This is a genomic window from Xanthobacter aminoxidans, assembly GCF_023571765.1.
GTDB lineage: Bacteria > Pseudomonadota > Alphaproteobacteria > Rhizobiales > Xanthobacteraceae > Xanthobacter > Xanthobacter aminoxidans.
Map to the genome: position 1 here is coordinate 32,377 of NZ_JAMJXC010000007.1, position 24,680 is coordinate 57,056.

The 24,680-nt window shown below is 68.2% G+C and carries 21 protein-coding genes and 1 pseudogene; 10 read left to right on the forward strand and 12 right to left on the reverse strand.

All coding sequences use genetic code 11. The features are described from left to right. Nucleotides 1-53: 53 nt before the first annotated feature. Nucleotides 54-947, forward strand: coding sequence for a protein-methionine-sulfoxide reductase heme-binding subunit MsrQ (gene msrQ / locus EJ105_RS12560; protein ID WP_250166604.1), 894 nt, complete (start codon nucleotides 54-56; stop codon nucleotides 945-947). Between the two features lie 246 nt (nucleotides 948-1,193). Here the strand turns inward: msrQ and EJ105_RS12565 are convergent, their stop codons facing one another. The 3 genes from EJ105_RS12565 to EJ105_RS12575 all read right to left on the reverse strand — a co-directional run bounded on the left by EJ105_RS12565 (nucleotide 1,194) and on the right by EJ105_RS12575 (nucleotide 6,487). Beyond that, nucleotides 1,194-1,700 (reverse strand): acetone carboxylase subunit gamma, encoded by a 507-nt coding sequence (locus tag EJ105_RS12565; RefSeq protein WP_024279572.1) that lies wholly within the window; start codon nucleotides 1,698-1,700, stop codon nucleotides 1,194-1,196. Between the two features lie 223 nt (nucleotides 1,701-1,923). Further along, nucleotides 1,924-4,254 carry a hydantoinase B/oxoprolinase family protein gene (locus EJ105_RS12570; protein WP_250166605.1) on the reverse strand — a complete coding sequence of 777 codons (2,331 nt, stop codon included), beginning with the start codon at nucleotides 4,252-4,254 and terminating at the stop codon, nucleotides 1,924-1,926. Nucleotides 4,255-4,333: 79 nt separating this feature from the next. Next, nucleotides 4,334-6,487 carry a hydantoinase/oxoprolinase family protein gene (locus tag EJ105_RS12575; RefSeq protein ID WP_250166606.1) on the reverse strand — a complete coding sequence of 718 codons (2,154 nt, stop codon included), beginning with the start codon at nucleotides 6,485-6,487 and terminating at the stop codon, nucleotides 4,334-4,336. 428 nt (nucleotides 6,488-6,915) lie between these two features. Between EJ105_RS12575 and EJ105_RS12580 the strand changes: the two are divergent. The 3 genes and pseudogenes from EJ105_RS12580 to EJ105_RS12590 all read left to right on the forward strand — a co-directional run. Further along, nucleotides 6,916-8,595 (forward strand): annotated as a pseudogene (locus tag EJ105_RS12580) (sigma-54-dependent Fis family transcriptional regulator); the annotation flags it as partial. Between the two features lie 10 nt (nucleotides 8,596-8,605). Continuing rightward, the gene (locus EJ105_RS12585) at nucleotides 8,606-8,806 is read left to right on the forward strand and encodes a helix-turn-helix domain-containing protein (protein WP_250166738.1); all 201 of its coding nucleotides are present in this window, start codon (nucleotides 8,606-8,608) and stop codon (nucleotides 8,804-8,806) included. 95 nt (nucleotides 8,807-8,901) lie between these two features. Continuing rightward, the gene (locus tag EJ105_RS12590; RefSeq protein WP_250166607.1) at nucleotides 8,902-9,453 is read left to right on the forward strand and encodes a glutathione peroxidase; all 552 of its coding nucleotides are present in this window, start codon (nucleotides 8,902-8,904) and stop codon (nucleotides 9,451-9,453) included. 39 nt (nucleotides 9,454-9,492) lie between these two features. On the opposite strand, the gene lhpI is transcribed toward EJ105_RS12590, so the two are convergent. Next, nucleotides 9,493-10,434: a bifunctional Delta(1)-pyrroline-2-carboxylate/Delta(1)-piperideine-2-carboxylate reductase gene (gene lhpI, locus EJ105_RS12595; protein ID WP_250166608.1), complete on the reverse strand. Its 942-nt coding sequence runs from the start codon at nucleotides 10,432-10,434 to the stop codon at nucleotides 9,493-9,495. Between the two features lie 196 nt (nucleotides 10,435-10,630). Here lhpI and EJ105_RS12600 point away from each other — a divergent pair, with 196 nt between their 5' ends. The 3 genes from EJ105_RS12600 (at nucleotide 10,631) to ligD (ending at nucleotide 14,622) form a co-directional block, all read left to right on the forward strand. Next, on the forward strand, nucleotides 10,631-10,915 hold the full coding sequence (locus tag EJ105_RS12600; RefSeq protein WP_250166609.1) for a hypothetical protein: 285 nt from the start codon (nucleotides 10,631-10,633) through the stop codon (nucleotides 10,913-10,915). A gap of 236 nt (nucleotides 10,916-11,151) precedes the next feature. Then, on the forward strand, nucleotides 11,152-12,030 hold the full coding sequence (gene ku / locus EJ105_RS12605; RefSeq protein WP_250166610.1) for a non-homologous end joining protein Ku: 879 nt from the start codon (nucleotides 11,152-11,154) through the stop codon (nucleotides 12,028-12,030). 3 nt (nucleotides 12,031-12,033) lie between these two features. Next, nucleotides 12,034-14,622, forward strand: coding sequence for a DNA ligase D (gene ligD / locus EJ105_RS12610; RefSeq protein WP_250166611.1), 2,589 nt, complete (start codon nucleotides 12,034-12,036; stop codon nucleotides 14,620-14,622). A gap of 12 nt (nucleotides 14,623-14,634) precedes the next feature. On the opposite strand, the gene ku (EJ105_RS12615) is transcribed toward ligD, so the two are convergent. The 3 genes from ku (EJ105_RS12615) to EJ105_RS12625 are packed head-to-tail and all read right to left on the reverse strand — an operon-like array spanning nucleotide 14,635 to nucleotide 15,857. Next, nucleotides 14,635-15,435 (reverse strand): non-homologous end joining protein Ku, encoded by an 801-nt coding sequence (gene ku, locus EJ105_RS12615; RefSeq protein WP_250166612.1) that lies wholly within the window; start codon nucleotides 15,433-15,435, stop codon nucleotides 14,635-14,637. A 14-nt stretch (nucleotides 15,436-15,449) separates the two neighbouring features. Further along, the gene (locus EJ105_RS12620) at nucleotides 15,450-15,638 is read right to left on the reverse strand and encodes a DUF3008 family protein (protein WP_250166613.1); all 189 of its coding nucleotides are present in this window, start codon (nucleotides 15,636-15,638) and stop codon (nucleotides 15,450-15,452) included. 12 nt (nucleotides 15,639-15,650) lie between these two features. After that, entirely contained in the window at nucleotides 15,651-15,857 is a 207-nt protein-coding gene (locus EJ105_RS12625; RefSeq protein ID WP_051679165.1) for a DUF2934 domain-containing protein, read from the reverse strand. A 166-nt stretch (nucleotides 15,858-16,023) separates the two neighbouring features. Here EJ105_RS12625 and amaB point away from each other — a divergent pair, with 166 nt between their 5' ends. Continuing rightward, nucleotides 16,024-17,529 carry an L-piperidine-6-carboxylate dehydrogenase gene (gene amaB, locus EJ105_RS12630; RefSeq protein ID WP_394042179.1) on the forward strand — a complete coding sequence of 502 codons (1,506 nt, stop codon included), beginning with the start codon at nucleotides 16,024-16,026 and terminating at the stop codon, nucleotides 17,527-17,529. A 65-nt stretch (nucleotides 17,530-17,594) separates the two neighbouring features. Further along, the gene (gene eda, locus EJ105_RS12635; RefSeq protein WP_250166615.1) at nucleotides 17,595-18,242 is read left to right on the forward strand and encodes a bifunctional 4-hydroxy-2-oxoglutarate aldolase/2-dehydro-3-deoxy-phosphogluconate aldolase; all 648 of its coding nucleotides are present in this window, start codon (nucleotides 17,595-17,597) and stop codon (nucleotides 18,240-18,242) included. Nucleotides 18,243-18,321: 79 nt separating this feature from the next. On the opposite strand, the gene accC is transcribed toward eda, so the two are convergent. The 5 genes from accC to EJ105_RS12660 all read right to left on the reverse strand — a co-directional run bounded on the left by accC (nucleotide 18,322) and on the right by EJ105_RS12660 (nucleotide 23,090). After that, on the reverse strand, nucleotides 18,322-19,680 hold the full coding sequence (gene accC, locus EJ105_RS12640; RefSeq protein ID WP_029558006.1) for an acetyl-CoA carboxylase biotin carboxylase subunit: 1,359 nt from the start codon (nucleotides 19,678-19,680) through the stop codon (nucleotides 18,322-18,324). A 70-nt stretch (nucleotides 19,681-19,750) separates the two neighbouring features. Next, on the reverse strand, nucleotides 19,751-20,230 hold the full coding sequence (gene accB, locus EJ105_RS12645) for an acetyl-CoA carboxylase biotin carboxyl carrier protein (RefSeq protein WP_024279587.1): 480 nt from the start codon (nucleotides 20,228-20,230) through the stop codon (nucleotides 19,751-19,753). 51 nt (nucleotides 20,231-20,281) lie between these two features. Then, nucleotides 20,282-20,722 (reverse strand): type II 3-dehydroquinate dehydratase, encoded by a 441-nt coding sequence (aroQ, locus tag EJ105_RS12650; RefSeq protein ID WP_250166616.1) that lies wholly within the window; start codon nucleotides 20,720-20,722, stop codon nucleotides 20,282-20,284. 143 nt (nucleotides 20,723-20,865) lie between these two features. Next, nucleotides 20,866-21,666 carry a DsbA family protein gene (locus EJ105_RS12655; protein ID WP_250166617.1) on the reverse strand — a complete coding sequence of 267 codons (801 nt, stop codon included), beginning with the start codon at nucleotides 21,664-21,666 and terminating at the stop codon, nucleotides 20,866-20,868. Nucleotides 21,667-21,701: 35 nt separating this feature from the next. Then, nucleotides 21,702-23,090 carry a M48 family metalloprotease gene (locus tag EJ105_RS12660; RefSeq protein WP_394042162.1) on the reverse strand — a complete coding sequence of 463 codons (1,389 nt, stop codon included), beginning with the start codon at nucleotides 23,088-23,090 and terminating at the stop codon, nucleotides 21,702-21,704. A gap of 313 nt (nucleotides 23,091-23,403) precedes the next feature. Here EJ105_RS12660 and EJ105_RS12665 point away from each other — a divergent pair, with 313 nt between their 5' ends. After that, complete coding sequence (locus EJ105_RS12665; RefSeq protein WP_250166619.1) at nucleotides 23,404-24,573, forward strand: pyridoxal phosphate-dependent aminotransferase; 1,170 nt, start codon at nucleotides 23,404-23,406, stop codon at nucleotides 24,571-24,573. Nucleotides 24,574-24,680: the final 107 nt, after the last annotated feature.

A 24,680-nucleotide genomic window follows, 5' to 3' on the forward strand; every position in this document is an offset into this window, starting at 1 on the left:
AAGGGGAAGCAGGCGCCGGGCGGGCGCCTGCACAGCTTTGCCGAAAGGTCCCGATGCCCCTGTTTCACGAGCGGTCCGGCCGGTTCAGCTCCGAGAAGACCCTGTTCCTCGTTTCCAGCATCCTGCCGGCGGTGTGGCTCGTGGGCCTTGCCGCCAACGGCCAGCTCGGCGCGCGGCCGTGGACCGAGGCGATCCATTTCACCGGCCTGTGGGCCATCCGCTTCCTCGCGGTGACACTGGCGGTGACGCCGCTGCGGCGGCTGTTCAACATGCCGAAGCTCTATTTCGGCCGGCGCATCTTCGGCCTCGCCGCGCTCGGCTATGCGGCGCTCCACCTCACGCTCTACATCATCGATCAGGGCTTCGGCCGGGCGCTGAGCGAGATCGTGCTGCGCATCTACCTCACCATCGGCGCGGTGGCGGTGGCGCTGCTCGTGGCGCTGGGCGCCACCTCCACCGATGGCGCCATTCGGCGGCTCGGCGCAACGCGCTGGAACCGGCTGCACATGGCGGTCTATGCCATCGCCGTGCTGGGGACGGTGCATTTCTTCATGCAGTCGAAGCTTGATGTCACCGAGCCGGTGCTGATGGCCGGCATCTTCCTGCTGCTCTTCGCTTTCCGCGTCGCCGGGCGCGGCGGGAAGGCCGTGACGCCCCTCGCCATGGCGGGCTTGTCCGTGGTCGGGGCAGCGCTCACGGCGGGCGTGGAAATGCTCTGGTATGCGCTGGCGACGCGGGTGGATCCGTTTCTGGTGCTGGATGCCAATTTCACCCTCGACCTCGGCCCCCGCCCGGCCGTGTGGGTGCTCGTCATCGGCCTCTGCGTGGCGGCGCTGGCCGCCATCAACCCGCCCGCCCCCCGTGCCGTCGGCCGCCGCGCGGCGATGACCGGCAAGACGACGACCGGCAACGCGATGACCGGAAATACGGAAGGCGCCGGCGCCTGAAACGGCGAAAGGAAGGGGTGCCCTGAGCCCCCTTCCTCCCGCGTGGCGCCGGGCTGAACCCGTCTCGCGCCCCGGACGCATGCAACGAAGTGGAATGCGAGCCGGGGTCCAGCGCAACAGACCGCCGAAGGCGCTTCCTGCCCCGGCGCTCTCAGGCTTGGCCCCGCTGCGCGGGTGTTTCCCCTGGACCCCGGATCGGCGCTCCGGCTTCGCCGTCGCTGGTCCGGGGAACAGAGGAGACCGCCCTCACGCCGCGGCGCGTTCCGGCACCGGCAGGCCGAGCCATTCGGTGTAGAAGGCGTCGATGTCGGGCTGGAAGTCGTGGATCACCGGATACCAGGGGGTCGGCGCCTCCACGTCATGGAGCGTGCCGCACTCGGGGCAGAAATATTCCCGGATCACCTGCCACGAGGGCGTCGGGGCCATGAGACGGGGATAGATTTCCTCCATCTTCTGCGGCGTATCGCGGACATGCACGCGGGCATGCAGCTTCCAATTGTCCTTCCAGTCGCAGAAATCGTGGCCGCACTCGCAGCGCACGGTCCATTTCTTGGAGACCTTCTGCTGCACGATGTAGAGCTTCGGGCCGAGCGGCAGGATGATCTTCTCATCCCACGGAACGCGCTCCTGCAGGATCTCCACATAGGTCACGAACCGCTCGGGGTCCTTCGGGGTGGAGAGCATCTGGTGCAGCGTATCGGGATCGATCTTGCCTTCCACGAGATCGACGATCTTGGCGCGGGTATAGGACATGGTTTCCTCCTGAATATTTCTGGGTTTCCTCGCCTCTCCGCGCGGAGAGGGCTCTCTGGATTTCGTCATGCCCGGGCTTGTCCCGGGCATCCACGTCGTGCCGCCTGATCACCCTTGCGAAGCGTTGCACCCGGCCCGCCGACGTGGATGGCCGGGACAAGCCCGGCCATGACGGCCGTAAGAAAAAGCGGGCGGCGGCGCGGACCGCCGCCCAGTGGAGGGATCACTCCTCCACGAACTGCACGGTGCGCACGTCCGGCAGCTCGGAGATGTCCATGGAGTAGCGCGAGCCGTAGGTGGGGATGCCGATGTCTTCCTCGTTCAGCACCCAGCTCTCCGGCAGGTCCCAGAAGGCCCGGAACTCGCGCTCGAACTTCGGGCCCAGCTTGAAGGAGGCGGCGAACATCTGCTGCACCTGGGTGCCCGCATCCTTGGCGAGGATCTTCTCGCGCTCGCCCTTCATCCACTCGCGGGTGGGGACGGACTTGGCGATGCGCGCCTTGCGGATGTCCGCACGGGCGGCCTTGGTCGCCGCCTCGTCCACCACCACGAGGCCGCCGGCCCCCTTCTTCACCACCACGCCGTAGACATCGCCGGCGAGGCGCTCCAGCACGTAGCCGCCGTTGATGTCGTCGGCCACCGCCTGCGGCTCGCGGTCGAGCGGATCACCGAAGCCGGGGCCGCCGCGCATGTAGTTGAGGTAGAGGTCGTAGTCGGAGAACATCTCCTCGGTGGTGATGGCCTGCTTGTCGCGCTTGATCTGCGCCTTGGGCAGCATCGCGTCCCAGGTGGGGTTCTCCGGGTCGGTGTCGCCGCCGAGCGGGATGTCGGCGCCGGAGGCGATCAGCTCCTTCAGCCCGGTCTGGTGGGCAGCGAAGCGATAGCCGGAGGCGGCGGGATAGCCGCCCATCAGGCCCCAGTCGGACGAGATGTGGCCGTTGCCCATGAAGAACATGGTCCAGTCCTTGGCGTTCCAGACCATGCGCAGGCTCTCGAAGCCGCAGCCGCCGCGATACTTGCCGGAGCCGCCCGAGGACGCCTTGATCTGCCGGCCGAGATAGATCAGCGGCTCGGCCAGTTCCCAGATCTCCATGTCGCCCATGTCGCCTTCCGGGTTCCAGATGGCGGCGGCGTGGGAGAGGCCGTCCTGCACCGCGGTCGCCCCGGTGCCGTTGGCGGCGCACTCGAACGAGTTCACGGCGTGGATCTCGTCATACTGGTTGAAGCCGCCGCCCTGCAGCCAGTTGGAGGTGTTGGCGTTGCCCGCGTTCACCTCCTCGAGATAGCCGCGGCCGAAATAGGAGCGCGACAGGCCGCGCCACAGGGCCGTCCAGGCGGACACCAGGAAGTGCCAGGAATAGGAGAAGGCGACGCGGCGGTCGTCCGGGTTCATCCAGGTGCCCTTGGGCAGGCGGAACTCGGTGCCGTAGGCGGCGCCGTCGTTGATCATCTCGGAGGGGATGAGGGTCTGGGTCATCATCACCCAGATGCCCGAGGTGAAGCTCACCTGATGGGCATTGTAGGTGTGCCAGCCCCAGCGGCTCGACCCCTCGAAATCCAGCCGCCAGGAGCCGTCCTTGCGGATGGTCATCTCGCAGGGGGCGTGCATGATGGTGTCGAGCTTGGCGAAGTCGGAGGGCACCCGCACGTCCTCATGGGCGTAGGGCACGTCCACGAAGCCCACCTGCCGGTAGGTGCCGGGGATGGTCATGGCCTTGATGCGGGCCTGAAGGCCGAGGCGGCCGTGCTCCACCGCCTCGTAGGCGAACTTCCAGTAGGCCTCGATGCCCTCTTCCGCGACCACCTCTTCCACCAGCTTGCGGATCATGTGGCAACCGGCGATGCGGGTGCGCTCGTCCAGCATCCAGTAGCGGGTGGTGCGCACCATGCGCTGGCTCTCGTGCAGCCAGTCGCGGAACAGTTCGTCGTTGGCGCCCACCTTGCGGCAGGTGATCTGGTAGCCGTCGCCGAAGCGCTGCACCTGCCCGGTGGCCATGGAGCCCGGCCCCACCGCGCCGGTGTCGATGACGTGGGTGACGCCGCCCACCCAGCCGATCAGCTCGCCCTCCCAGAAGATGGGAACGATGGTGTGGATGTCGCAGGGGTGGACGTTACCGATGAGGCAGTCGTTGTTGCAGAAGATGTCCTTGTCCTGGACGCCGGGATTGGCCTCCCATTCGTTCTCGATCATGTATTTGATGGCCGCACCCATGGTTCCCACATGGATGATGATGCCGGTGGAGGTGAGAAGGCTGTCGCCCGCCGCATTATAGAGGGTGAAGCACAGCTCGCCCTCCTGCTCGACGATGGGAGAGGCCGCGATCTTCTTGGCGGTCTCGCGCGCATCCACCACGCCGGCGCGCAGGCGCGAGAACAGCTTGTTGTAGAGGATGGGCTCGCTCTCGCGCAGCTCCAGCTTCTTGAGGCCGGCATAGTGGCCGGTGGCCTTGGTGGCCGTCATCAGCCGGTCGCGATGCTCTTTGAGCGTCTCGCCGCCACGGACGATGCCGCGGGTGGCGCCCTGAAGGCTGGTCTGGTTGACGTTGACGTTCATGGGTTCGTTTCCTCTTGAGATTGTTTGGGTTTGCTCCCCTCTCCCGGTGCGGGAGAGGGGGCATGACGGAGTCCTGCCCTCACACCTCCTTCAGGTGGAAGAGGCGATGCCCGTCGAGCCAGGTCTCGAAACCGTCGGGCACCACGAACGTGGTGGCGTCGGACTCGATGATGGCGGGGCCCATGACGCGGTTGCCGGGGCGCAGGGATTCCATCTTGTAGAGCTGCGCATCCACCCACTTCTTCTTGCGATAGAACTTGCGGGTGCCGATCTTTGCTTCGTCCGGCGGGGTCTCGCCCTCTTCCGGCTCCTTGGGGATGCGGGGCTTCGGGATCGGCACCATGCCGCGCATGATGGCGCCGGTGACCGAGTAGCCCAGCTCCGGCGAGCGGGCGGAGGCCGCATAGACGCGGCCGTAAGTGGCGTTGAAGGCGTCGGTGAGCTGGTCCCAGTCGGCGGCAGTGCCGGCGGTGGCGATGGGGCTCTCGATCTCCAGGTCGTTCAGCTGCCCGCGATACTGCATGCGGTAGCCGGGCTGGAGCGTCACCTGATCGGCCGAATAGCCGTTCAGCTTGAACTCCTCCAGCACGTTGCGGGTCAGCTCCTCCCACGCCGCCTGAAGGGTTTCAGCCGCCTTCACCTTGTCCGCCTCGGGGGCGTCCGGCGGCATGTTGATGTCGAGGGACTTGTCGTAGCGATACTCGAAGTCCGCCGCCGCGCAGCCGAAGGCGGAGAAACCGGCCGCCCAGGCGGGCACGATCACGTCCTCGAAGCCGAGGCCTTCCGTATAGCCATAGGTGTGCACCGGCCCGGCGCCGCCGTAGGAGAAGCAGACGAAGCTCTGGGGCGAATAGCCCTTGCCCGAGATCATGGAGCGCAGGTAATCGCGCAGATCGGAGTCCAGCAGCTCGATGATGCCGGCCGCCGCATCTTCCACCGAGAGGCCGAGCTTGTCGGCGATCTGCACCTTGATGGCATCCACCGAGCGCTGCCGGTCGAGCTTCACCGCGCCGCCGAGGAAGTTGTCGGGGTTCAGATAGCCGAGCACCATGTGGCAGTCGGAGATGGTGACGGTCTCGATGCCGCTCTCCTTCCAGCACACGCCCACCCGGTAGCCGGCCGAATCCGGGCCGAGCTTGATGGCGCGGGTGTAGGGATCGAGCCGGATGAAGGAGCCGGCGCCGGCGCCCACCGAGTCCATCGCCACCAGCGGCAGCGAGAGCACGAGCCGGGCCATGTCCGGGTCGTTCTTGATGGTCATCTCGCCCTGGGTGATGAGCGCCACGTCGAACGAGGTGCCGCCGATGTCCGAGCAGGCGATGTTCTTGTAGCCCAGCACTTCGCCGAGATATTTCGCGCCGATCACGCCGCCGATGGGGCCGGAGACGATGGTGCGGGCCAGCTCCTTCGCCTTCCAGGAGATGGTGCCGCCATGGGTCGCCATCACGCGGAAGTCGAACTTGGTGCCGCGCTCCTTGAAGGCGTTGGAGATCTTGGAGAGCGTCTGGCGCGAGGGCTCGGCGGCGTAGCCTTCGAGGATGGTGGTGTTGGTGCGGTGGGTTTCCTTGCGCACCGGATAGTAATCGGCGGAAGCGAAGACCGGGATCTTCTTGCCGCTCTTCTCCACTTCCTCGATCACGATGTCGCGCACGCGGCGCTCGTTCACCGGGTTCTTGTAGGAGTGCATCAGGGAAATGACGATGCCTTCCACATCCTCCGCGATCAGCTCGCGCGCCGCCTCGCGGGCGCTCGCCTCGCGCAGGGGGATCACCTCACTGCCCATCATGTCGGTGCGCTCGATGACGCCGCGGGTGAGCTGGCGGGGCACGAGCGGCGGGTCGTAGCGATGGGTGTTGAGGTGGATGCGGTCCTCATAGGCATAGCCGAGATGGCTCTGCACCGCGCGGCCCATGCGGTGGAAATCCTCCATGCCGCGATTGACGATGAGGCCGCATTTGAGCCCCTTGCGCTGGACCACGCGATTGAGCATCGCGGTGCCGGAATAGACGCCGGTCTGAAGCTGGGCGAGCGCGTCGTGGAGCGACATGCCCCAGTTGGCGAGCCCGTCTTCAGAGGAGGCGATGAGGCCGAGGGCCTCGTTCTGCGGCGTGGACTGGGCCTTGCCGACGACGAAGTCGCCGTCCTGGTCCACGAAGAAGGTGTCCGTCATGGTGCCGCCGGCATCGATGCCGAGCACCTGGACGCTGCGCAGGTTTCCCACGGGAACGTTCACGCTGGTTTCCTCCCTGTCGTGCCGGCGTTGGCTTTTCGGTGCCGGCTCGCAGCATGAGGGGCAGGATGCGTGCCATCCGCGCTCGACTGTATAAATGCGAGGATTCTCCTGATCTTTGTGCAATGCGTCATGTAATCTGGAAGTCTTCGACTGTCCGATTTCCGGACACTTGTTGTCCGCCGCCGGATCGTTTCAGACGACGACTGCCGCGGGGCGGCCGGCCGGACTTGCGAGCGGCATGAAAGTGCGCGTATTCTCCCGCCAAAGCCGCCGCCGCCGGCCTCGATGCCGGCGGTCAGAACGCGGCATTTCAGGGAGTGAACCCGCCTGCGGGCACCTCGGCCACCGGCCAAGGCGGCCTGCCGGCCAATGGCTCAGGCGGCGCGACCACGGGAACGCCGCGCCGCCCGGCCCGGAGGGCAGAGCTGGTGCCACATCGCGAGATCGCGCGTGCCTGGGAACAGTTTCACCAGGACGGCGCCGCCTCCGCCGTCATCCGCCCGGCGGTGATGGCGTCGTGGCAGCGCTCCCGCCTTCATCTCATCGCCGCCGACCGCGCGGCCGCCCCCGTGGTCAGCGAGGCGGAGCTGTTCCGCCGCCGCCACCAGAACAACCGCCTCGTCACCGCCGCGCGCCTCGCCATGGAAGAGGCGCGCCACCTGCTCTCCGACGCCCACTCCATGCTCATCCTCTCCGACCCCGACGGCACCATCCTGGAGGCGGAGGGGGATGCGCGCGCCCTCGACACCGGGCAGGAGGTGAAGCTCCAGCAGGGCGGCCTGTGGTGCGAGGCCGAGATCGGCACCAACGCCATCGGCACCGCGCTTGCCTGCGGGCGGCCGGTGCAGATCCACGCCGCCGAGCATTTCTGCGCCCCGGTCCAGCGCTGGACCTGCGCGGCGGCCCCGGTGCGCCATCCCTTCGACCGGGAGATCATCGGCGCGGTGGACATTTCCGGCTCCACCGACACCTTCAACCCGCAGAACCTCGCCCATGCGGTGGCCCTCGCCCACCAGATCGAGGCGGTGCTGGGCCGGCGCATGGAGATGGAGCACGAGCAGGTGCTGCGCCATTTCCTCTCCAAGCGCTCGCTCTGGCTCACCGAGGAAATCCTCGCCTTCGGCCGCTCCGGCGCGCTCATCTATTCCACCGACCGCGCGCTGAAGGAGGCCGCGCGCCGCTCGGATCGCCTCATCGCTGACGGCCGCCTCACTGCCCTGAAGGACGTGACGCCCGACGCCTGGGCCGCCCGCATCGCCCAGCTCCTGCCCGGCGCCAGCGTCGAGATCGTGCGCGAGGACGGCGAGGAGATCGGCGGCGTGGTGGTGCTCCACGCCGCACGCCGCCCCAAGCCTTCACCGCGTGATCCGCAACGGGAGCTGGAGCCGCTGTCGTTCGACGCCATCATCGGCGAGAGCGCGATCATCGAGGAGGTGAAGGCCAAGGCCCGCCGCATGGCGGAGAGCGGCCTGCCCATCCTGCTGGAAGGAGAGACCGGGGTGGGCAAGGAGGTGTTCGCCCGCGCCATCCACGGCGTGCGCGCACCCGTTGGCCCTTTCGTGCCGCTCAATTGCGGCGGCCTGCCGCGCGATCTCATCGCCAGCGAGCTGTTCGGCTACGAGAAGGGCGCCTTCACCGGCGCCGACGCCGCCGGCAAGCAGGGCAAGGTGGAGGCGGCGGACGGCGGCCTCCTCTGCCTCGACGAGATCGGCGAGATGCCGCTGGAGCTGCAATCCTACCTGCTGCGCGTGCTGGAGGACGGCGTGGTCTACCGCGTCGGCGGCCACACCGGGCGGCGGGTGGATCTGCGCCTCGTCTCCATGACCAACCGCGACCTCACCGGCGAGGTTGCGGCCGGGCGGTTCCGCAAGGACCTGTTCTATCGCATCGCCGCCCTCCGCCTGCGCATCCCGCCGCTGCGCGAGCGGGGCGACGACGTGCTGCTGCTGCTCGATCACATCGGCCGCAGCGCCGCCGCCCGCGCCGGCCTTCCCGCCCCGCGCTTCACGGACGCCGCCCGCGCGGCGCTCGCGGCCTATGCCTGGCCGGGCAATGTGCGAGAGCTGCGCAATGTGGTGGAAATGCTCATCGCCATGGGCAGCGCCGATACGCCCATCGATGTCGCCGATCTGCCGCCGGAAATCGCCACCGCCGCTGCGGCCACGCCCCCCCGCGACGGACCTTCGCACCGTGGAGGAAGCCGCCATCCGCGCTGCCGTGGACGCCTGCGGCGGCAACCTCACCCGCGCCGCCCGCCGCCTCGGCATCGCCCGCTCGACGCTCTACATGCGCCTTGCCGCGCTGGAGCGCGACGCCTGACCACCTGACGCCGGGGGATCTGCGCAGGTAACGGAGGGCGTGCTAGCCTGCGCGCCGACGCAACACATCGACGCAACGCATCCCGGCAGGCTCCCATGTCCCAAACGCTGTTCGACATCCCCCTGAAACGCATCGACGGCACGCCGGCGACGCTCGGCGATTTCAGGGGCGAGGTGCTCCTGGTGGTCAACGTCGCCTCCAAATGCGGGCTCACCCCGCAATATGCGGCGCTGGAAAAGCTGTATGAGGCGCGCCACGGCGAGGGGCTCGAAATTCTCGGCTTCCCCGCCAACGATTTCGCCGGGCAGGAGCCCGGCACCGAAAGCGAGATCGCCAGCTTCTGCAGCCTGACCTATGGCGTCACCTTCCCCATGTTCGAAAAAATCTCGGTGACGGGCGCCAACCGTCACCCGCTCTATGACGCGCTGGTGGCGGCCGAGCCCGAGGCCGAGGGCGCGGAGGCCATGCGCGCGCTCCTGTCGAGCCGCGGCCGCTCCGCACCCGCCACGTCCGACGTGATCTGGAACTTCGAGAAGTTCGTGGTGGGCCGCGACGGCAGCGTCATCGCCCGCTTCGCGCCAAACGTGGCACCCGACGATAAGCGCGTCATTGAGGCGCTCGACGCCGCGCTGTCGGCCACCGCCTGAACGCCAGCCCGGCGCAACGAGCGGGGGAGCCAGGCGCCGCTACCCCCGCCGTCCCGCCACCAGCTCCGCCGCTACGAGATCCTCGATGGCCGCGCCCACGGACTTGAACAGCGTGATGGCCTTGGGGTCCGTGCGCCCCTCCTTCGTGCCGCCGCACAGCTCGTAGAGGTCGGCCTTCACCTGATCGGTGGACCACACCCCCGCCGCCGCCGGCAGCAGCAGGTCGCCGGCCTCGCCGAGGGCGCCGGCATAGGTGTCCACATAGACGTCGCTGGCGCGGATGAGGGCGTCGTCGCTCTCGCGCATGGTGGGGGTGAAGGCGCCCACGAGGTCCACATGGGTGCCGGGCTTCACGTCCTGCCCCAGCACCAGCGGATCGTCGGAGGTGGTGGCGCTGGTGACGATATCGGCGGCGGCGACGGCGGCGGACAGGTCGCTCACCGGCTCCGCCGGCAGGCCCAGCGCCGCGAGATCGGCCGCCATGGCGGCGGCGCGGGCGGGCGCGCGGCCCCACACCAGAACGCGGCGGATGGGCCGCACGGCGCAATGGCCCTGCGCCAGCTGGAAGGCGAGATTGCCGGTGCCCACCACGGTGAGCGTCTCGCTGTCCATGCGCGAGAGGAAGGTGGAGGCCAGCGCCGAGGTCGCCGCCGTGCGCCGGTTGGTGAGCGCATCGGCCTCGATGATGGCGGTGGGGATGCCGGTGGAGCCATCGAACAGGGCATAGACGCCGTGCACCGCGCCCAGCCCGCGCGCGCCGTTGGTGGGGAACACGTTCACGAGCTTCACGCCGAACACCGCCCCCGGCCGCCACGCCGGCATGGTGAGCAGCCGGCCGGGCGTCTCGTCATTGCCCACATGGTGGACGCCGCGCACCGGCGATTCCACCTCGGCCGCCGCGAAGGCCGCCCGCAGCGCCGGCACCAGACGCTCATAGGTCAGCGCCGCCTCGACCTCGCTTGCATCGTAGAACGCGACCATCCCGCATCTCCTTCCGGAAACCTCTTCTACAGCATGGGCTGCCAAGCGCCGCAACGGCGCCAAACCAAAGGGCACTGCCGCAACGGCGCAAGACCAAAGGGCACTGCCGCAACGGCGCCAAATCAAAGGCCTCCGCCGCACCGGCGCGGAACCAAAGGGCCGCGCGGCCACTTGGTTCTGCAAAGGAGACTTGACCATGCACCACGATGGCGCGAACCGCGGACCCGTCCGCCATTTTTTCCACGAAGCCGGCAGCTTCTTCCACGCGCCGCCCGGCTCCGAGCCCATCCTCGAATGGCGCGCGCAGGCGCCGGGCACCGAGGTGCTGGTCTGCGACGGCATGCCCGTCGCCCGCCTCGACTGCCACGACCGCCGCTGGACGTGGCGCGTGCTGGACGACGCCTCCGCCCCCATCCGCGCGGGGTCCGAGGCCGAGGCGCGGCTGCTGGCGCGCTTCTACGCGCGGCGGCTGCATGGGTGATGTCGGGGATGGCCCGCAGCGCCCCCTCTCCCCTTGCGGGAGAGGGTTGGGGTGAGGGGTATGGCGCCACGAGAGCGGCGGACGGGACAAAGGGACAGGCTGTCCCCCTCACCCCCGGCCCCTCTCCCGCAAGGGGAGAGGGGAGACCCGAGCACCGAGCGCATTTTCCCTTGCCCGCGCCCCCGCGCGGGTGTGCTCTGAGCGGCGTTGAGAGAAAGCCTGCAACGAGGGGCGAGATGGCGCCACGGGCGAGCTGGAAAGGGTTTCTCACAGTCGGCGCGCTAAGCTGCGCCGTCGGCCTCTATGCGGCCGCCTCCACCTCCGAGCGCATCAGCCTGCACATGGTGAGCCGCAAGAGCGGCCATCGCCTACGCCGGCAATATGTTGACGAGGAGACCGGCCAGCCGGTCGAGACCGACGATCAGGTGCGTGGCTACGAGGTCTCCAAGGGCGAATACGTGACCATCGCGCCGGAAGAGGCGGCGGCCGTGCTGCCGGACAACGACAAGACCATCTCCATCGATGCCTTCCTGCCGTGCGACGGCATCGACACGGTGTATCTGGACCGCCCCTATTTCCTCGCCCCCGTGGATGAGGCCGCCGCCGAGGTGTTCGACCTTTTGAGGCGCGGAATGGCGGCGCAGAAGGTGGCGGCGCTGGGCGAGGCGCTGCTGTTCCGCCGCGTGCGCAAGCTGCTCATCCGCCCCGCCGGGGAAGGCGGCGCGCTCCTCGCCTCCACCCTGTCCTTCGACTACGAGGTGCGCCCGGCGGAAGAAGCCTTCGCCGATGTGCCTGACGTGAAGATCACCGCCGAGATGCGGGAGCTGGCCACCCACATCATCAAGACCAAGGCGGGCAAATTCGATCCCGACGCCTATCAGGACCGCTACGAAACCGCTCTCGCCGAGCTGGTGCGCGCCAAGATGGAGGGCAAGCCCTTGCCCAAGGCGGCGCCGCGCAAGGAAGAGAAGGTGGTGGACCTGCTCGCCGCCCTGCGCGCGAGCGCGAAAGCGACGGGTGGGAGCGGCAAGACGGCGCCGGCCAAGGGCAAGTCTGCGAAGGCGTCCATCGAAAAGCGAGCGCCGGCCCGCAAATCCACCCGCAAGGCGGGCTGAGCCATGGCCGACCTCGACCGCTACCGCGCCAAGCGCGACTTCGCCGCCACCCCCGAGCCCTCCGGCACCGGTCGCCGGAAAGCGAAGGGCGAGGCCGCGCGGCCGGAAGGCTCGTTCGTCATCCAGAAACATGCGGCGCGGCGGCTGCACTATGATTTCCGGCTGGAGATGGACGGCGCGCTGAAGAGCTGGGCCGTCACCCGCGGCCCCAGCCTCGTGCCCGGCGAGAAGCGCCTCGCCGTGCATGTGGAGGACCACCCTCTCGACTATGGCGGCTTCGAGGGCACCATCCCCAAGGGCCAGTATGGCGGCGGCAACGTCATCATCTGGGATCGCGGCACCTGGACCCCCATCGGCGACCCGCTCAAGGCCTATGCCAAGGGCCACATGGAATTCACCCTCGACGGCGAAAAGCTCCACGGCCGCTGGCATCTGGTGCGCATGGCGCCCCGCAAGGGGGAGAAGAAGGAGAACTGGCTGCTGATCAAGGCCGAGGACGAATACGCCCGGCCGGACGGCGCGCCGGACATATTGGAGGAAGAGCCGCTGTCGGTCGTCTCCGGCCGCGACGTGGACGCGCTTTCGGCCGATGACCCGCCGCAAAAGAAGCGGGCCGCGAAGTCCGGGATGAGTGCGAAGAAAGCCGCGCGAAAACCCACCGCGGCGAAGTCCCCCGCGCAGCCCGCCGACGATCCCCCGCCCGATGGTGCGAAGGGCACCAGCGGCACCCCCCTCCCCCTGCCCAAGGGGGCGAAGGCCGCCCCCCTCCCCACCTTCGTGCCCCCCGCCCTCGCCACTCTGGCGACGAAGGCGCCGGCCGGCACGCGCTACCTCCACGAGATCAAGTTCGACGGCTACCGCATCCAGGCGCGGGTCGAAAACGGGAAGGTGCGCCTGCTGACGCGCACCGGACTCGACTGGACTGACAGATTCGGCACCGGCATCCCTGCCGAACTCCACCGATTCCCCATCCGAACCGCGCTTTTCGACGGTGAAATCGTCGTGGAATCCGGTAATGGCGCGAGCGATTTCTCCGCCCTTCAGGCCGATCTTTCGGAGGGGCGGAGCGACCGCTTCGTCTATTACGTCTTCGATCTTCTCCACCTCGACGGCCACGATCTGACGCCCCTTCCCCTTAGGGATCGCAAGGACTTACTGGAAAAACTGGTGGGCGAAACCGGGGACAAGGTGCGCTACAGCGCCCATTTCGAGGACGACGGCGCCCTCGTCCTCTCCCACGCCTGCCGCCTGAGCCTGGAAGGGGTGGTCTCCAAGCTCAAGAACGCCCCCTACCACAGCGGCCGGACGCGCGACTGGATCAAGTCCAAGTGTCTGGAACGACAGGAGTTTGTGGTGGGTGGCTTCGTCCCCTCCACCACCTCGCGCACCGCCATCGGCTCGCTGGTGCTGGGGGTGTTCGAGGACGGCAAGCTGCGCTACGTGGGGCGGGTCGGAACCGGCTTCACACAGCGGGTCGCAGCCGATCTCCACAAGCTCTTAGCCTCTGAAAAGACTGAAATTTCCCCCTTTTCCGGCAAGCTCACCGCCGACGAGGCGCGGGGCGTCACCTTTGTTCAGCCGCTCCATGTGGCGGAGGTGGAGTTCGGCGCCTGGACCGGCGACGGCCACCTGCGCCACGCCGCCTTCCGCGGCTTGCGGGAGGACAAGCCGGCCACCGAGATCGTACGGGAAAGTCAGTCTGAAACAAAGGCTTCCGATCCACCTCCGCCGAAACGCCGGGTGCGCCTTACCCATCCGGACCGGGTCTATTGGCCCGATGTCGGCCTCACCAAGGAGGGACTGGCGGACTATTATGCGCAGGTCTGGCGCCATATGGCCCCCTTCGTCACCGGCCGCCCTCTCGCGCTGGTGCGCTGCCCGGAAGCCATTGACGGTCAACGCTTTTTCCAGAAGCACCCGTGGAAGGGACTGGACAAGAACATCCTTCAGGTCGCCGATCCCAAGGCGAAGGACGAAGCCCCCTACCTCGCCATCCGCGACCTCGACGGCCTGACCGCCCTGGTCCAGGGTGCGGCCCTGGAGATCCACCCCTTCGGCGCCACACTGGCGGACTGGGAGCGGCCCGACCTCCTCACCATGGATCTTGATCCGGGGGATGACGTGCCGTGGCGGGACGTGATTTCCGCCGCCGAGGAGGTGAGGCAAAGACTTGAGACAAAAGGGCTTTCCGCCTTCGTGAAAACCTCCGGCGGCAAGGGCCTGCACGTCTGCGCACCGCTCTCGCCCAAGGCGGAGTGGCCCCGGCTGAAGGCCTTCACGAAGCAGATGGCGGAGGAGATGGCGGCGGACAGCCCGGAGCGTTTCGTCGCCACCATCAGCAAGGCGAAGCGCAAGGGCCGGATTCTTATCGATTATTTGCGCAACCAGCGCGGTGCGACCGCGGTGGCGCCTTATTCCACACGGGCTCGGCCGGGGGCGCCGGTGTCCATGCCGCTGGCGTGGGACGAGCTGGGCGAGGCCATCGGCCCGCAGCATTTCAACGTGGGCAATGCCTTGGCACGGTTGATCAATCTCGTCCGCGACCCGTGGGGAGACTTCCGCGCCGCAGCGGTGCCGCTGCCGGGCGCGTGAGGCGGGCGCGCCCTATTTGCGCTTGCCCTTCTGCGCCGAAAGGCTCCGGCGCAGCGCATCCATGATGCTGACCACATCGCCCCCCGTTGGCTCCTCCGCGGCGGGCTTGGTCGCCTTCTTCGCCGGGCGCTTCTTGCGCTTGGAAGCGATGAGATCGATGAGCCCTTCCTGCACGGGATCGTGCACCATCTCGGGCTCAAACGCTTGCGCACGCTCAGAAATCAGCTTCTTGACCAAACCCAGCGCCGCCTTGTCCGGCGCCTCCGCGGCCTCCGGTGCACCATCGAAATGGCGCACCTCGTCGCCGTAGCGCAGGGTCCACAGAATAAGCCCGCGCCCCCGCGGCTCCAGCATCACGCCCCGCTCGCGGCGATACATGACAAGGCGCGAGAGCGCGGCCGTCTTCGTCTCTTCCATGGCGGATCGGATCACCGCGAAGGCTTCCGTGCCCACTTCGTCGTCGGGCACGAGATAGTGCGGCTTGTCCAGATAGACCCAGCCGATGCTGTCTCGCGGCACGAAGCTCTCGATGTCGATGGTGCGGGTGGACTCCAGCGCGACATCGTCGAGTTCTTCATCCTCGACAAGGACATAGCTGTCGTCGCCGGTCTGGTAGCCGCGCGCTTCGTCGTCTTCAGAAACCGGCTCGCCGGAGACCTCGTCCACATAGCGGGAGACGATGCGGTTGCCCGTCTCCCGGTTCAGGGTGTGGAAGCGCACCTTCTCACGCTCGGAGGTGGCCGGAGTCATGGCCACCCGGCAGGTGACGAGGGAGAGCTTCAGATAGCCCTTCCAGAAGGCCCGCGGCGCCATGGCCGGCTCATCGCTCAATCATGGGAGACATGAGCGTGCTTGCCCTTCTGCTTAGTCGCGGCGAGGTCATGAAGCTCCTTCTCGCTCATGGAGTCCACCATCTCGCGGGAGGCGCCCTTGAGCGAGGATTTCTTGCGCTCGCCCCGCTTGGCGGAGAGGGCGGCGCCAGCCGCCATCTGCTGGGCCTTTGATTTTGCAGGCATAAAAAGCCTCCGTCAGTAAGAACGCCGGCCTTTCAGGATTTCCAGCTCCGCGCGCTCCCAGTATTCCCGGTCGCGGCCCTGGGGGCAGCCGTCCTCCCGCCAAAGCGCATGGGCGCGCCAGCGGATGCGGTCGCGTTCGGTGTCGGAGAGGCCCTGCAGCGCGTTGGCCGCATGAGCGGGATCGGTGCCGATGGATTCGGGGTTGGTGGCGTGGGGCATTTTGGTTCCTCCGCGCAAGTTGAAGGGCGCGCCTCGACGCGCGCCTCGCCCCCTCGGCTGAAACCTCCGGCCGCGCCCAATGGTTCCCGCCGGCCGAGAGGACGGCTAGAACAGGGCAAATCAGAACGAGGAGACGACCGTGGCGCGCTTTCCCGGCACCGGCGAGATCGAAGCGGATGCAGATGCCCTGCTAGCGCGCCTCGGCATCCCGGACGACCGCCTCAAGGGCGGGCGCGCGGCGGTGACGCCGCTGACCGGGGAAGTCATCGCCCGCATCACGGAGATGGACGCCCCAGCTGTTCAGGACGCCATCGGCCGCGCCCATGAAGCCTTCCTCCAATGGCGCATGGTGCCGGCACCGCGTCGGGGTGAACTCGTGCGCCTGTTCGGCGAGGAGCTGCGCGCCGCCAAGGCCGACCTTGCGGCGCTGGTGACGCTGGAGGCCGGCAAGATCACCTCCGAGGGCCTCGGCGAGGTGCAGGAGATGATCGACATCTGCGATTTCGCCGTCGGCCTCTCCCGCCAGCTCCACGGCCTCACCATCGCCACCGAGCGGCCGGATCACCGGATGATGGAGACGTGGCACCCCATGGGGGTGGTCGGCGTCATCTCCGCCTTCAACTTTCCGGTCGCGGTGTGGGCGTGGAATGCCGCGCTGGCCCTCGTGTGCGGCAATTCCGTCGTGTGGAAGCCGTCTGAGAAGACGCCGCTCACCGCCCTCGCTGTGGACGCCATCTTCGCCCGTGCCGCCGCCCGCTTCGGCGGCGTGCCGGAAGGACTTTCGACGCTGGTGCTGGGCGGCCGCGCCGCCGGCGAGGCGCTGGTGGACGACGGGCGGGTGCCGGTCATCTCCGCCACCGGCTCCACCGCCATGGGCCGCCATGTTGGACCACGGGTAGCGCAGCGCTTCGGGCGGTCGATCCTGGAGCTGGGTGGCAACAATGCCGCCATCGTCTGCCCCTCGGCCGACCTTGATCTGACCCTGCGCGCCGTCGCGTTCGCAGCCATGGGTACGGCCGGCCAGCGCTGCACCACCCTGCGTCGGCTGATGGTGCACGAGAGCGTCTATGACGCGCTCCTGCCCCGCCTGAAGTCGGCCTACGCCTCCGTGAGCGTCGGCGATCCGCGCGAGGAGGGCACGCTGGTGGGTCCGCTCATCGATGCCGGCGCGTTCGAGGCCATGCAGGTGGCGCTGGAGGCGGCGCGCGCCGCCGGCGGCACCGTGATTGGCGGCGAGCGGCTTGGGGCCGAGTTCGCCCTCGATGCCTATTATGTCCGTCCGGCGCTGGTGGAGATGCCCGCCCAGACGGACAGTGTGGCGGCAGAGACCTTCGCGCCCATCCTCTACGTGCTGCGCTATTCGGACCTCGCCGACGCAATCCGCCTCAACAACGAGGTGCCGCAGGGCCTTGCCTCCGCCATCTTCACCACCGACCTGCGCGAGGCGGAGCGGTTCCTCTCGGCGGCAGGCTCGGATTGCGGCATCGCCAATGTGAACATCGGCCCCTCCGGTGCCGAGATCGGTGGCGCGTTCGGCGGCGAGAAGGAGACCGGCGGCGGGCGCGAGGCGGGCTCCGACAGCTGGAAGGGCTACATGCGCCGCGCCACCAACACCATCAATTACGGCAACCGCCTGCCGCTGGCCCAAGGCGTGACCTTCGACGTGGGATGACCGGAGCGATTGGGGCTCGACACGACGGCAGGACTGCGCTTCAAACGATTTAACGGAGATACCTCATGAGCCTTCCGAGCCCCCTTCCCTTCGTCGCCAAGGCCCCGGTGGTGCCGGTCGTGGTCATCGAACGCCTGGAAGACGCCGTTCCCCTCGCCCGCGCGCTGGTGGAAGGCGGCCTGCCGCTGATCGAAGTGACGCTGCGCACGCCGGTGGCGATGGAAGCCCTGCGTCTGATCGCGGCCGAGGTGGAAGGCGCCATCGCCGGCGCCGGAACCGTCACCAATCGCGCGCAGATCGAGGCGACAATCAAGGCCGGCGCCACCTTCCTCGTCAGCCCCGGCACGACGCCGGAACTTGCCGCCGCCTTCACCGAGGCGCCAATCCCGGTCATGGCCGGCTGCGCCACGGCCTCCGAGGCCATGCGGCTGGCGGAATTGGGCTTCGAGGTGCTGAAGTTTTTCCCGGCGGAGGCCTCGGGCGGCGCGGCCTTCCTCAAGTCCATCGCCGGCCCCCTGCCCCACCTGCGCTTCTGCCCGACCGGTGGTATCGGCCCGGCCAATGCGGGCGACTATCTGGCCCTGCCCAACGTGGTGGCGGTGGGCGGCTCCTGGGTGGTGCCGACCGACGCCATCCGCGCCGGCAACTTCGACAGGGTGCGGGAACTCGCGACGGCAGCTTCCCAGCTCAAGCGGGCGGCCAAGTTCGGCTGAGGGGCACGCACCTGTCTAAAAGCAAAAGCCCGGCACTTGGCCGGGCTTTTTCGTCTGCTGGTGCTCAGTTCGCCTTGCCTCAGACGATGTTCTTGCCTTCGCCCTCGGCAAGGAAGTGCTCCAGCCAGTGGATGTCGTACTGGCCCTCGGCGACGTCGCGGGTGCGCACCAGCGTGCGGAACAGCGGCAGCGTCGTGTCGATGCCGTCCACCACGAACTCGTCCAGCGCACGGCGCAGGCGGCGCAGGCACTCGTCCCGCGTCTTGCCGTGAACGATGAGCTTGCCCACGAGGCTGTCGTAGGTGGGGGGAATGACGTAGCCCTGATAGGCGTTGGAATCGACGCGGATGCCGAGGCCGCCGGGCACGTGATAGTGCGTGATCTTGCCGGGCGACGGGCGGAAGGTGGTCGGGTGCTCCGCATTCACGCGGCACTCGATGGCATGGCCCTCGATCACCACATCCTTCTGCGTCAGGGTCAGCGGCTCGCCCGCGGCGACGCGGATCTGCTCGTTGATGAGATCGATGCCCGTGACCATCTCCGTCACCGGATGCTCCACCTGGATGCGGGTGTTCATCTCGATGAAGTAGAAGTTCCCGTTCTCGTACAGGAACTCGATGGTGCCGACGCCGATATAGCCGAGCTTGCGCATGGCCGCGGCGCAGGTCTCGCCGATCTCGGCCCGCTGGGCGGCGGTGATGACCGGGGACGGCGCTTCTTCCCACACCTTCTGATGGCGGCGCTGGAGCGAGCAGTCGCGCTCGCCGAGATGGATGGCGTGGCCCTTGCCGTCGCCCAGCACCTGCACCTCGATGTGGCGCGGGGTGGAGAGATACTTCTCAAGATAAACGGCATCGTCGCCAAAGGCCGCCTTAGCCTCCGTGCGGGCCGTGGAGAGGGCCTGCGACAGGTCGTCGGCGGTCATCGCCACCTTCATGCCGCGCCCGCCGCCGCCGGCAGCCGCCTTCACCAGAACCGGGAAGCCGATCTCGGCCGCGACGCGGTGGGCTTCCTCGTCCGAATGGATGCCGCCATCGGAGCCGGGCACCACGGGGATGCCGAGGGCCTGGGCCGTCTTCTTGGCCTCGATCTTGTCGCCCATGATGCGGATGTGCTCCGCCTTGGGGCCGATGAAGTGGATGTTGTGATCGGCAAGGATCTCGGCGAAGCGGGCGTTCTCGGCGAGGAAGCCGTAACCCGGATGCACCGCATCCGCCCCGGTGATCTCGCAGGCGGCGAGCAGCGAGGGGATGTTGAGATAGCTCTCGCGGGCCGGCGGCGGGCCGATGCACACGCTCTCATCCGCGAGGCGCACATGCATGGCGTCGGCGTCGGCGGTGGAGTGCACCGCCACCGTCGCAATGCCCAGCTCCTTGCAGGCGCGCAGGATGCGCAGCGCGATCTCGCCGCGGTTGGCGATGAGGATTTTTCTGAACATCAGCGGTGCGTACCTTTTGGGTGCCTGCCTCGTGGGTGCCTGCCGGTGTGTGCGTGCCTCGCGGGCGCGCTCATTCGATGATGAGCAGGGGCTCGCCGTATTCCACCGGCTGCGCGTTGCCCACGAGGATGCGCGTGACGGTACCGGACCGCGGCGCGGGAATGGCGTTCATGGTCTTCATCGCCTCGACGATGAGCACGGTCTGCCCCTCGCGCACGCTGGTGCCCACCTCGATGAAGGGGGGCGCACCGGGCTCGGCGGCGAGATAGGCGGTGCCCACCATGGGGGAGGCAACGACGCCGGGATGCTTGGAGAGGTCCGCCGGAGCCTCGGCCGCGACAGCCGGGGCAACCGCCGCGACGGGCGCGCCAGCCGGATAGGGAGCGGCGTAGGGTGCACCCTGGGCGATGGTAACCGAGGCGGGCGCGCGCACCACGCGGATGCGCAGGCCCTCGTGCTCCACCTCGATCTCGGTCAGGTCGCTGCCCGAGAGGAGATCGGCGATCTCCTTGACGATGGCGGTGTCGATGGGAGGGTTGGAGGGCTTCATGATGTTCCTGGCTCTGGCTGGCCGTCGGGCCGCGCGAGGGCGTTGGGGGATCTAAGGGGTCTGCGGCAGGCCGGCGATGGCGCGCAGGCCCAGCACATAGCTCTGGGGTCCGAAGCCGCAGATCACTCCGCGGACGACGGGCGACAGGTAGGAATGGTGGCGGAAGTCTTCCCGCGCGAACACGTTGGACAGATGGACCTCAATGGTCGGCACCGCCACCGCGGACACCGCGTCGCGCAGCGCGACGGAGGTGTGGGTGTAGGCAGCGGCATTGAGGACAATCCCCCGCGCTCCACGGGCCGCCTGGATGAAATCCACCAGCGCGCCTTCCGAATTGGTCTGGCGGAAGACGATGTCGAAGCCCAGCGCCTCGCCCTCGGCCCGGCACAGCGCCTCGACATCGGCAAGCGTCGCCGCGCCATAGATGCCGGGCTCGCGGGTTCCGAGCAGGTTGAGGTTGGGCCCGTTCAGGACGTGGACAGTGTCTGTCATCCGTGCGTGATCTGCCACCGGCCTCCTGTCGGCCGGGTCGCAGCCTTATAGGGGTGCGCGCGCCCGATGGAAAGAGCGCCCGCGGGACGGTCTGCCATGTGAAGGCTAGACCGAGTCCGCGGGCATCGGGCGGGTTGCCCCTCTTATTTCGCCGCCGGCTGCTTGCTGCGGGCGTTGGCGATGGCGGCCTTCAGCTTGTCGAAGCCGACGGCACCGATCACCACCTGATCGCCGACCACGTAGGACGGCGTGCCGTTCAGCGACAGCGCCTCGGCGATCTTCATGCTCTCGTCGAGGGTCGCGTTCAGCTCGGGCGAGGTGGACTGCTTCTGGATCAGCGCGGGGTCGATGCCGACCTCCTTGGCCGCCGCCAGCGCCTTGGCGCGATCGGCCTGGCCACGGCCGCCGAGCAGGGCCTGATGGAAGGCCATGTACTTCTCGGGGGCAACCATACGCACGGCCACGGCCACCTGCGCCGCCTCGACCGAGCCCTGGCCGAGGACCGGGAATTCCTTCAGCACCACGCGCAGCTTCGGATCCTGCTTGATGAGGTCCTGAAGGTCCGACAGCGCCTTTTTGCAATAGCCGCAATTGTAGTCGAAGAACTCAACCAGCGTGACGTCGCCCTGCGGGTTGCCGGCGACGATGCCGCGCGGGCTGGACAGGAGGAGCGGCTTCAGTTCCGCGACCGCCTTGCTGCGCTGGGTCGCATCGGCCACCATCTGACGGCTTTCCAGCACGGAGATGGCCTCCTGGAGGACTTCCGGATTCTGGATCAGATACTCGCGGATGATGCCGCCGAGTTCCTTCTTCTCCTCGTCCGTGAAGGCCGCGGCCGGGCTGGCGGCGAGGAAGAAGGCCGGCACGGCAGCCAACGCCAGCGCAGAGAGGCGGGCGGCGAGGTGCCGGAAACCGGTGCGGGCCAGGCCCGTGGGGGAGAACATGCGGGGCTCCTTGGGTGAAAAGCTGTCTTTGGGCATCAGCGCTGGTTTGCGGCAGATGCGGGCGGTTTGAAATTCACGAGATCGTCGGCCTTGAGCCAGCCGGGCGACCCCTGCGGAAACTTCGTCCGGGCGCGGGCCGCGAGTTCCCGGCCGAGCTTGAAGTCACCGGACGCGAAATAGGACTGCGCCGAGGCCAGGTCTGCATTGGCAATGTCGCCGGTGCGACCGTAGGCGAGCGCGAGGGACCGCCAGGCCGAAGGCGAATTGGGATCGCGCTGCGTCGCCTGTATCAGCTCCCGGATCGCCTCCTGGGTGTTCGCCTGATTGCCCGACTGCACGAGCGCCTGCCCCAGCATCGCCCGGATGAGCGGCGCGCCGTTGGTCATCTGAACGGCCTTGCGCAGCGGACCGACCGCATCGCCCGCCCGCCCCGCCTCCAGCAGCGCCTGACCTTTCAGCTCCTGAAAGTAGGGGTTCGAGGGCTCCTTGGCGATCAGCGCATCGATCTGACGGATGGACGAATCGACGTTGCCAAAACGGTAGGCCGAGATGGCGCGCGCATACTGCGCTGCCATGGAGGTATCTGACGGCGGGTAGCGCCGCGCCACGGCCTCCGGCCGCTCCATGAAGCCGATGAGCTTCGCCCGCATCATGTCGTGGCGCGCCTGCAGGGCCGGCGGGTCCTTGACGTTGTAGTAGGGGCTGGACTTGGCGAGCTGTTCCAGCGCGCCAATACGCTCGCGCGCCATCGGGTGGCTCAGGACGTAGGGATCGATCCGCTGGCTGATGAAGAGCTGGTCGTTCTGGAAGCGCTCGAACGTCTCCAGCATGCCCTTGGACGACTGACCGGTGGCGTTGAGATACTTCACCGCCGACCGATCGGCAGCCGCCTCCTCGCCGCGCTGGTAGGAGAGCAGCGAGCGGCGGATCATCTCCTGCGGTGCTGATATCGCGGCTGCGCCCACATTGCCCACGTCCCGGCCGTTCATGCCGCTCGCTGCGCCGGCCGCGACACCGCCCGCCGCCAGAAGCATGGCGACGATGGCCATGGTCTGGGCGCCGGCCAGTTGCTCGCGCATGCGGGCGAGGTGGCCGCCGGCGATATGGCCGGTCTCGTGGGCGAGCACGCCGATGATCTGGTTGGGCGTCACCGAATCGACGAGGGCGCCCGTGTTCACGAAAATGCGCCGGCCGTCCGCCACGAAGGCATTGAAGGCGCGGCTGGAGATGAGCACCACCTCCACATTCTGCTGCGCGAGGCCTGCGGCCTTCAGGATCGGACGGGTGTAGTCCTTCAGCAGGGCCTCGATCTCGGTGTCCTGGATGGTCTGCGGCGCCGAGCGGGGCGCCTGCTCCTGTGCCTGGGCAGCGCCCATCCATGTCGCCTGGAACGGTAGAGCGGTCGCGGCGGCGAGGCAAAGCATGCGTCCGGCGGCACGAAGCCCGTGCCGGGCACGCTTTCCAGTTCCGATCCGCATATCCGCTCGGGTTCGATCCATTCCGTCAACCACCACGCAAGCCGCCATTCACGCAGGGACCACAGCAATATCCGCCTTGGCTCGCTCCGGGGCACAGGCTACGAGACTGCCGGACACTGGCTTTGGCAGATGCCAAGGTCAATCCGCTGGCCTTCACGTTGGGGCGAACCCGCCTCAGGGACAGGCAGAATAAGGCGGCAGCACGGCAACGCGGGCATCTGCGCGGCGCACGCCGCCCGAGCGCAACGGAAATTCGACTATGCCGAACGGTCTCCCTCTTCTCTCCCGGCGCAGCGCCGTCGAGCCCTTCATCGTCATGGACGTGATGGAGCACGCCGCCCGGATCGAGGCGCAGGGCGGGCATGTCATCCATCTGGAGGTGGGCCAGCCGGCGGCCCCCGCCCCGCTCGTGGCCCGGCAGGCGGCGGCGGCGGCGCTTGCGGCCGGACAGGTGGGCTATACCGCCGCCCTCGGCATCCCTGCCCTTCGCGCGCGCATCGCCCGCCACTACGCGGAGCAGCACGGCGTCTCGGTCGATCCGGAGCGGATCGTCGTGACCAACGGGTCGTCCGGCGGCTTCATCCTCGCCTTTCTCGCGCTGTTCGAGCCGGGGGATCGCGTCGCCATCGCCGCACCGGGTTACCCGCCCTATCGTCACGTCCTGTCCGCGCTCGGCTGCGAGCCGGTGCTGATCGAGACCCGCGCGGAGGACCGCCACGCCCTCACCCCCGAGCGCCTCCTGGAAGCGCATCGCGCCGCGCCGCTCAAGGGCGTTCTGGTGGCGAGCCCCGCCAATCCCACCGGCACCATGATGGACCGGGCTGCCCTGACGGCGCTCCATGCCTGCGCCCGCGACCTCGGCCTCGCCTTCGTCTCCGACGAGATCTACCACGGCCTCGACTATGCCTTCCCGGCCGTGAGCGCGGTGGAGATCGGCGAGGACGTCACCGTCATCAACTCCTTCTCCAAATACTTCTGCATGACCGGCTGGCGCGTCGGCTGGATGGTGGTGCCACCCGGCGTCTCGCGCACCATGGAACGGCTGCAGCAGAACTTCTCCATTTCCGTGCCGACCCTGTCGCAGATCGCCGCCGACGCCGCCTTCGAGGGCCGCGCCGAGATGGATCAGGTGAAGGCGACCTACTTGGAGAACCGCCGCATCCTCACCGAGGGGCTGCCCGCTGCCGGTCTCGGCCGCTTCCTGCCAGCGGATGGCGCCTTCTACCTCTATGCCGACGTCTCCGACTTCACCGACGATTCGGCGGTCTTTGCCCGCAGCCTGCTCGATGCCGCCCATGTGGCGGCGACGCCCGGCGTGGATTTCGACCCGTTCCACGGCCGCCAGTTCCTGCGCTTCTCCTATGCCGGCTCGGGGCCGGACATGGCGGAGGCGGTGCGGCGCATCGGCGACTTCCTCAAGCGGGGCTGACGTCGGCGACCCGTTTGCGCGCCGCGCGTGTCAATGGGTCGCGGTTGGCCCGGGGAGACCGCCGGCACGCCGCCGCGCCACACGGCCGCTCGATTTGCTGGTAGGAT

Excerpts from the sequence above, each read along its gene's own strand:
- EJ105_RS12570 (WP_250166605.1), bottom strand. The coding sequence starts at position 4,254 with ATGAACGTCAACGTCAACCAGACCAGCCTTCAGGGCGCCACCCGCGGC.
- EJ105_RS12565 (WP_024279572.1), bottom strand. The coding sequence starts at position 1,700 with ATGTCCTATACCCGCGCCAAGATCGTCGATCTCGTGGAAGGCAAGATC.
- ku (WP_250166612.1), bottom strand. The coding sequence starts at position 15,435 with ATGGCGCCGCGGGCCTTCTGGAAGGGCTATCTGAAGCTCTCCCTCGTC.
- EJ105_RS12585 (WP_250166738.1), top strand. The coding sequence starts at position 8,606 with ATGTCGCCGATCTGCCGCCGGAAATCGCCACCGCCGCTGCGGCCACGC.
- aroQ (WP_250166616.1), bottom strand. The coding sequence starts at position 20,722 with ATGACAGACACTGTCCACGTCCTGAACGGGCCCAACCTCAACCTGCTC.
- EJ105_RS12655 (WP_250166617.1), bottom strand. The coding sequence starts at position 21,666 with ATGTTCTCCCCCACGGGCCTGGCCCGCACCGGTTTCCGGCACCTCGCC.
- msrQ (WP_250166604.1), top strand. The coding sequence starts at position 54 with ATGCCCCTGTTTCACGAGCGGTCCGGCCGGTTCAGCTCCGAGAAGACC.
- accB (WP_024279587.1), bottom strand. The coding sequence starts at position 20,230 with ATGAAGCCCTCCAACCCTCCCATCGACACCGCCATCGTCAAGGAGATC.
- EJ105_RS12600 (WP_250166609.1), top strand. The coding sequence starts at position 10,631 with ATGCACCACGATGGCGCGAACCGCGGACCCGTCCGCCATTTTTTCCAC.
- accC (WP_029558006.1), bottom strand. The coding sequence starts at position 19,680 with ATGTTCAGAAAAATCCTCATCGCCAACCGCGGCGAGATCGCGCTGCGC.
- EJ105_RS12625 (WP_051679165.1), bottom strand. The coding sequence starts at position 15,857 with ATGCCCCACGCCACCAACCCCGAATCCATCGGCACCGATCCCGCTCAT.
- ligD (WP_250166611.1), top strand. The coding sequence starts at position 12,034 with ATGGCCGACCTCGACCGCTACCGCGCCAAGCGCGACTTCGCCGCCACC.
- EJ105_RS12660 (WP_394042162.1), bottom strand. The coding sequence starts at position 23,090 with ATGCTTTGCCTCGCCGCCGCGACCGCTCTACCGTTCCAGGCGACATGG.
- eda (WP_250166615.1), top strand. The coding sequence starts at position 17,595 with ATGAGCCTTCCGAGCCCCCTTCCCTTCGTCGCCAAGGCCCCGGTGGTG.
- lhpI (WP_250166608.1), bottom strand. The coding sequence starts at position 10,434 with ATGGTCGCGTTCTACGATGCAAGCGAGGTCGAGGCGGCGCTGACCTAT.
- EJ105_RS12590 (WP_250166607.1), top strand. The coding sequence starts at position 8,902 with ATGTCCCAAACGCTGTTCGACATCCCCCTGAAACGCATCGACGGCACG.
- EJ105_RS12665 (WP_250166619.1), top strand. The coding sequence starts at position 23,404 with ATGCCGAACGGTCTCCCTCTTCTCTCCCGGCGCAGCGCCGTCGAGCCC.
- ku (WP_250166610.1), top strand. The coding sequence starts at position 11,152 with ATGGCGCCACGGGCGAGCTGGAAAGGGTTTCTCACAGTCGGCGCGCTA.
- EJ105_RS12620 (WP_250166613.1), bottom strand. The coding sequence starts at position 15,638 with ATGCCTGCAAAATCAAAGGCCCAGCAGATGGCGGCTGGCGCCGCCCTC.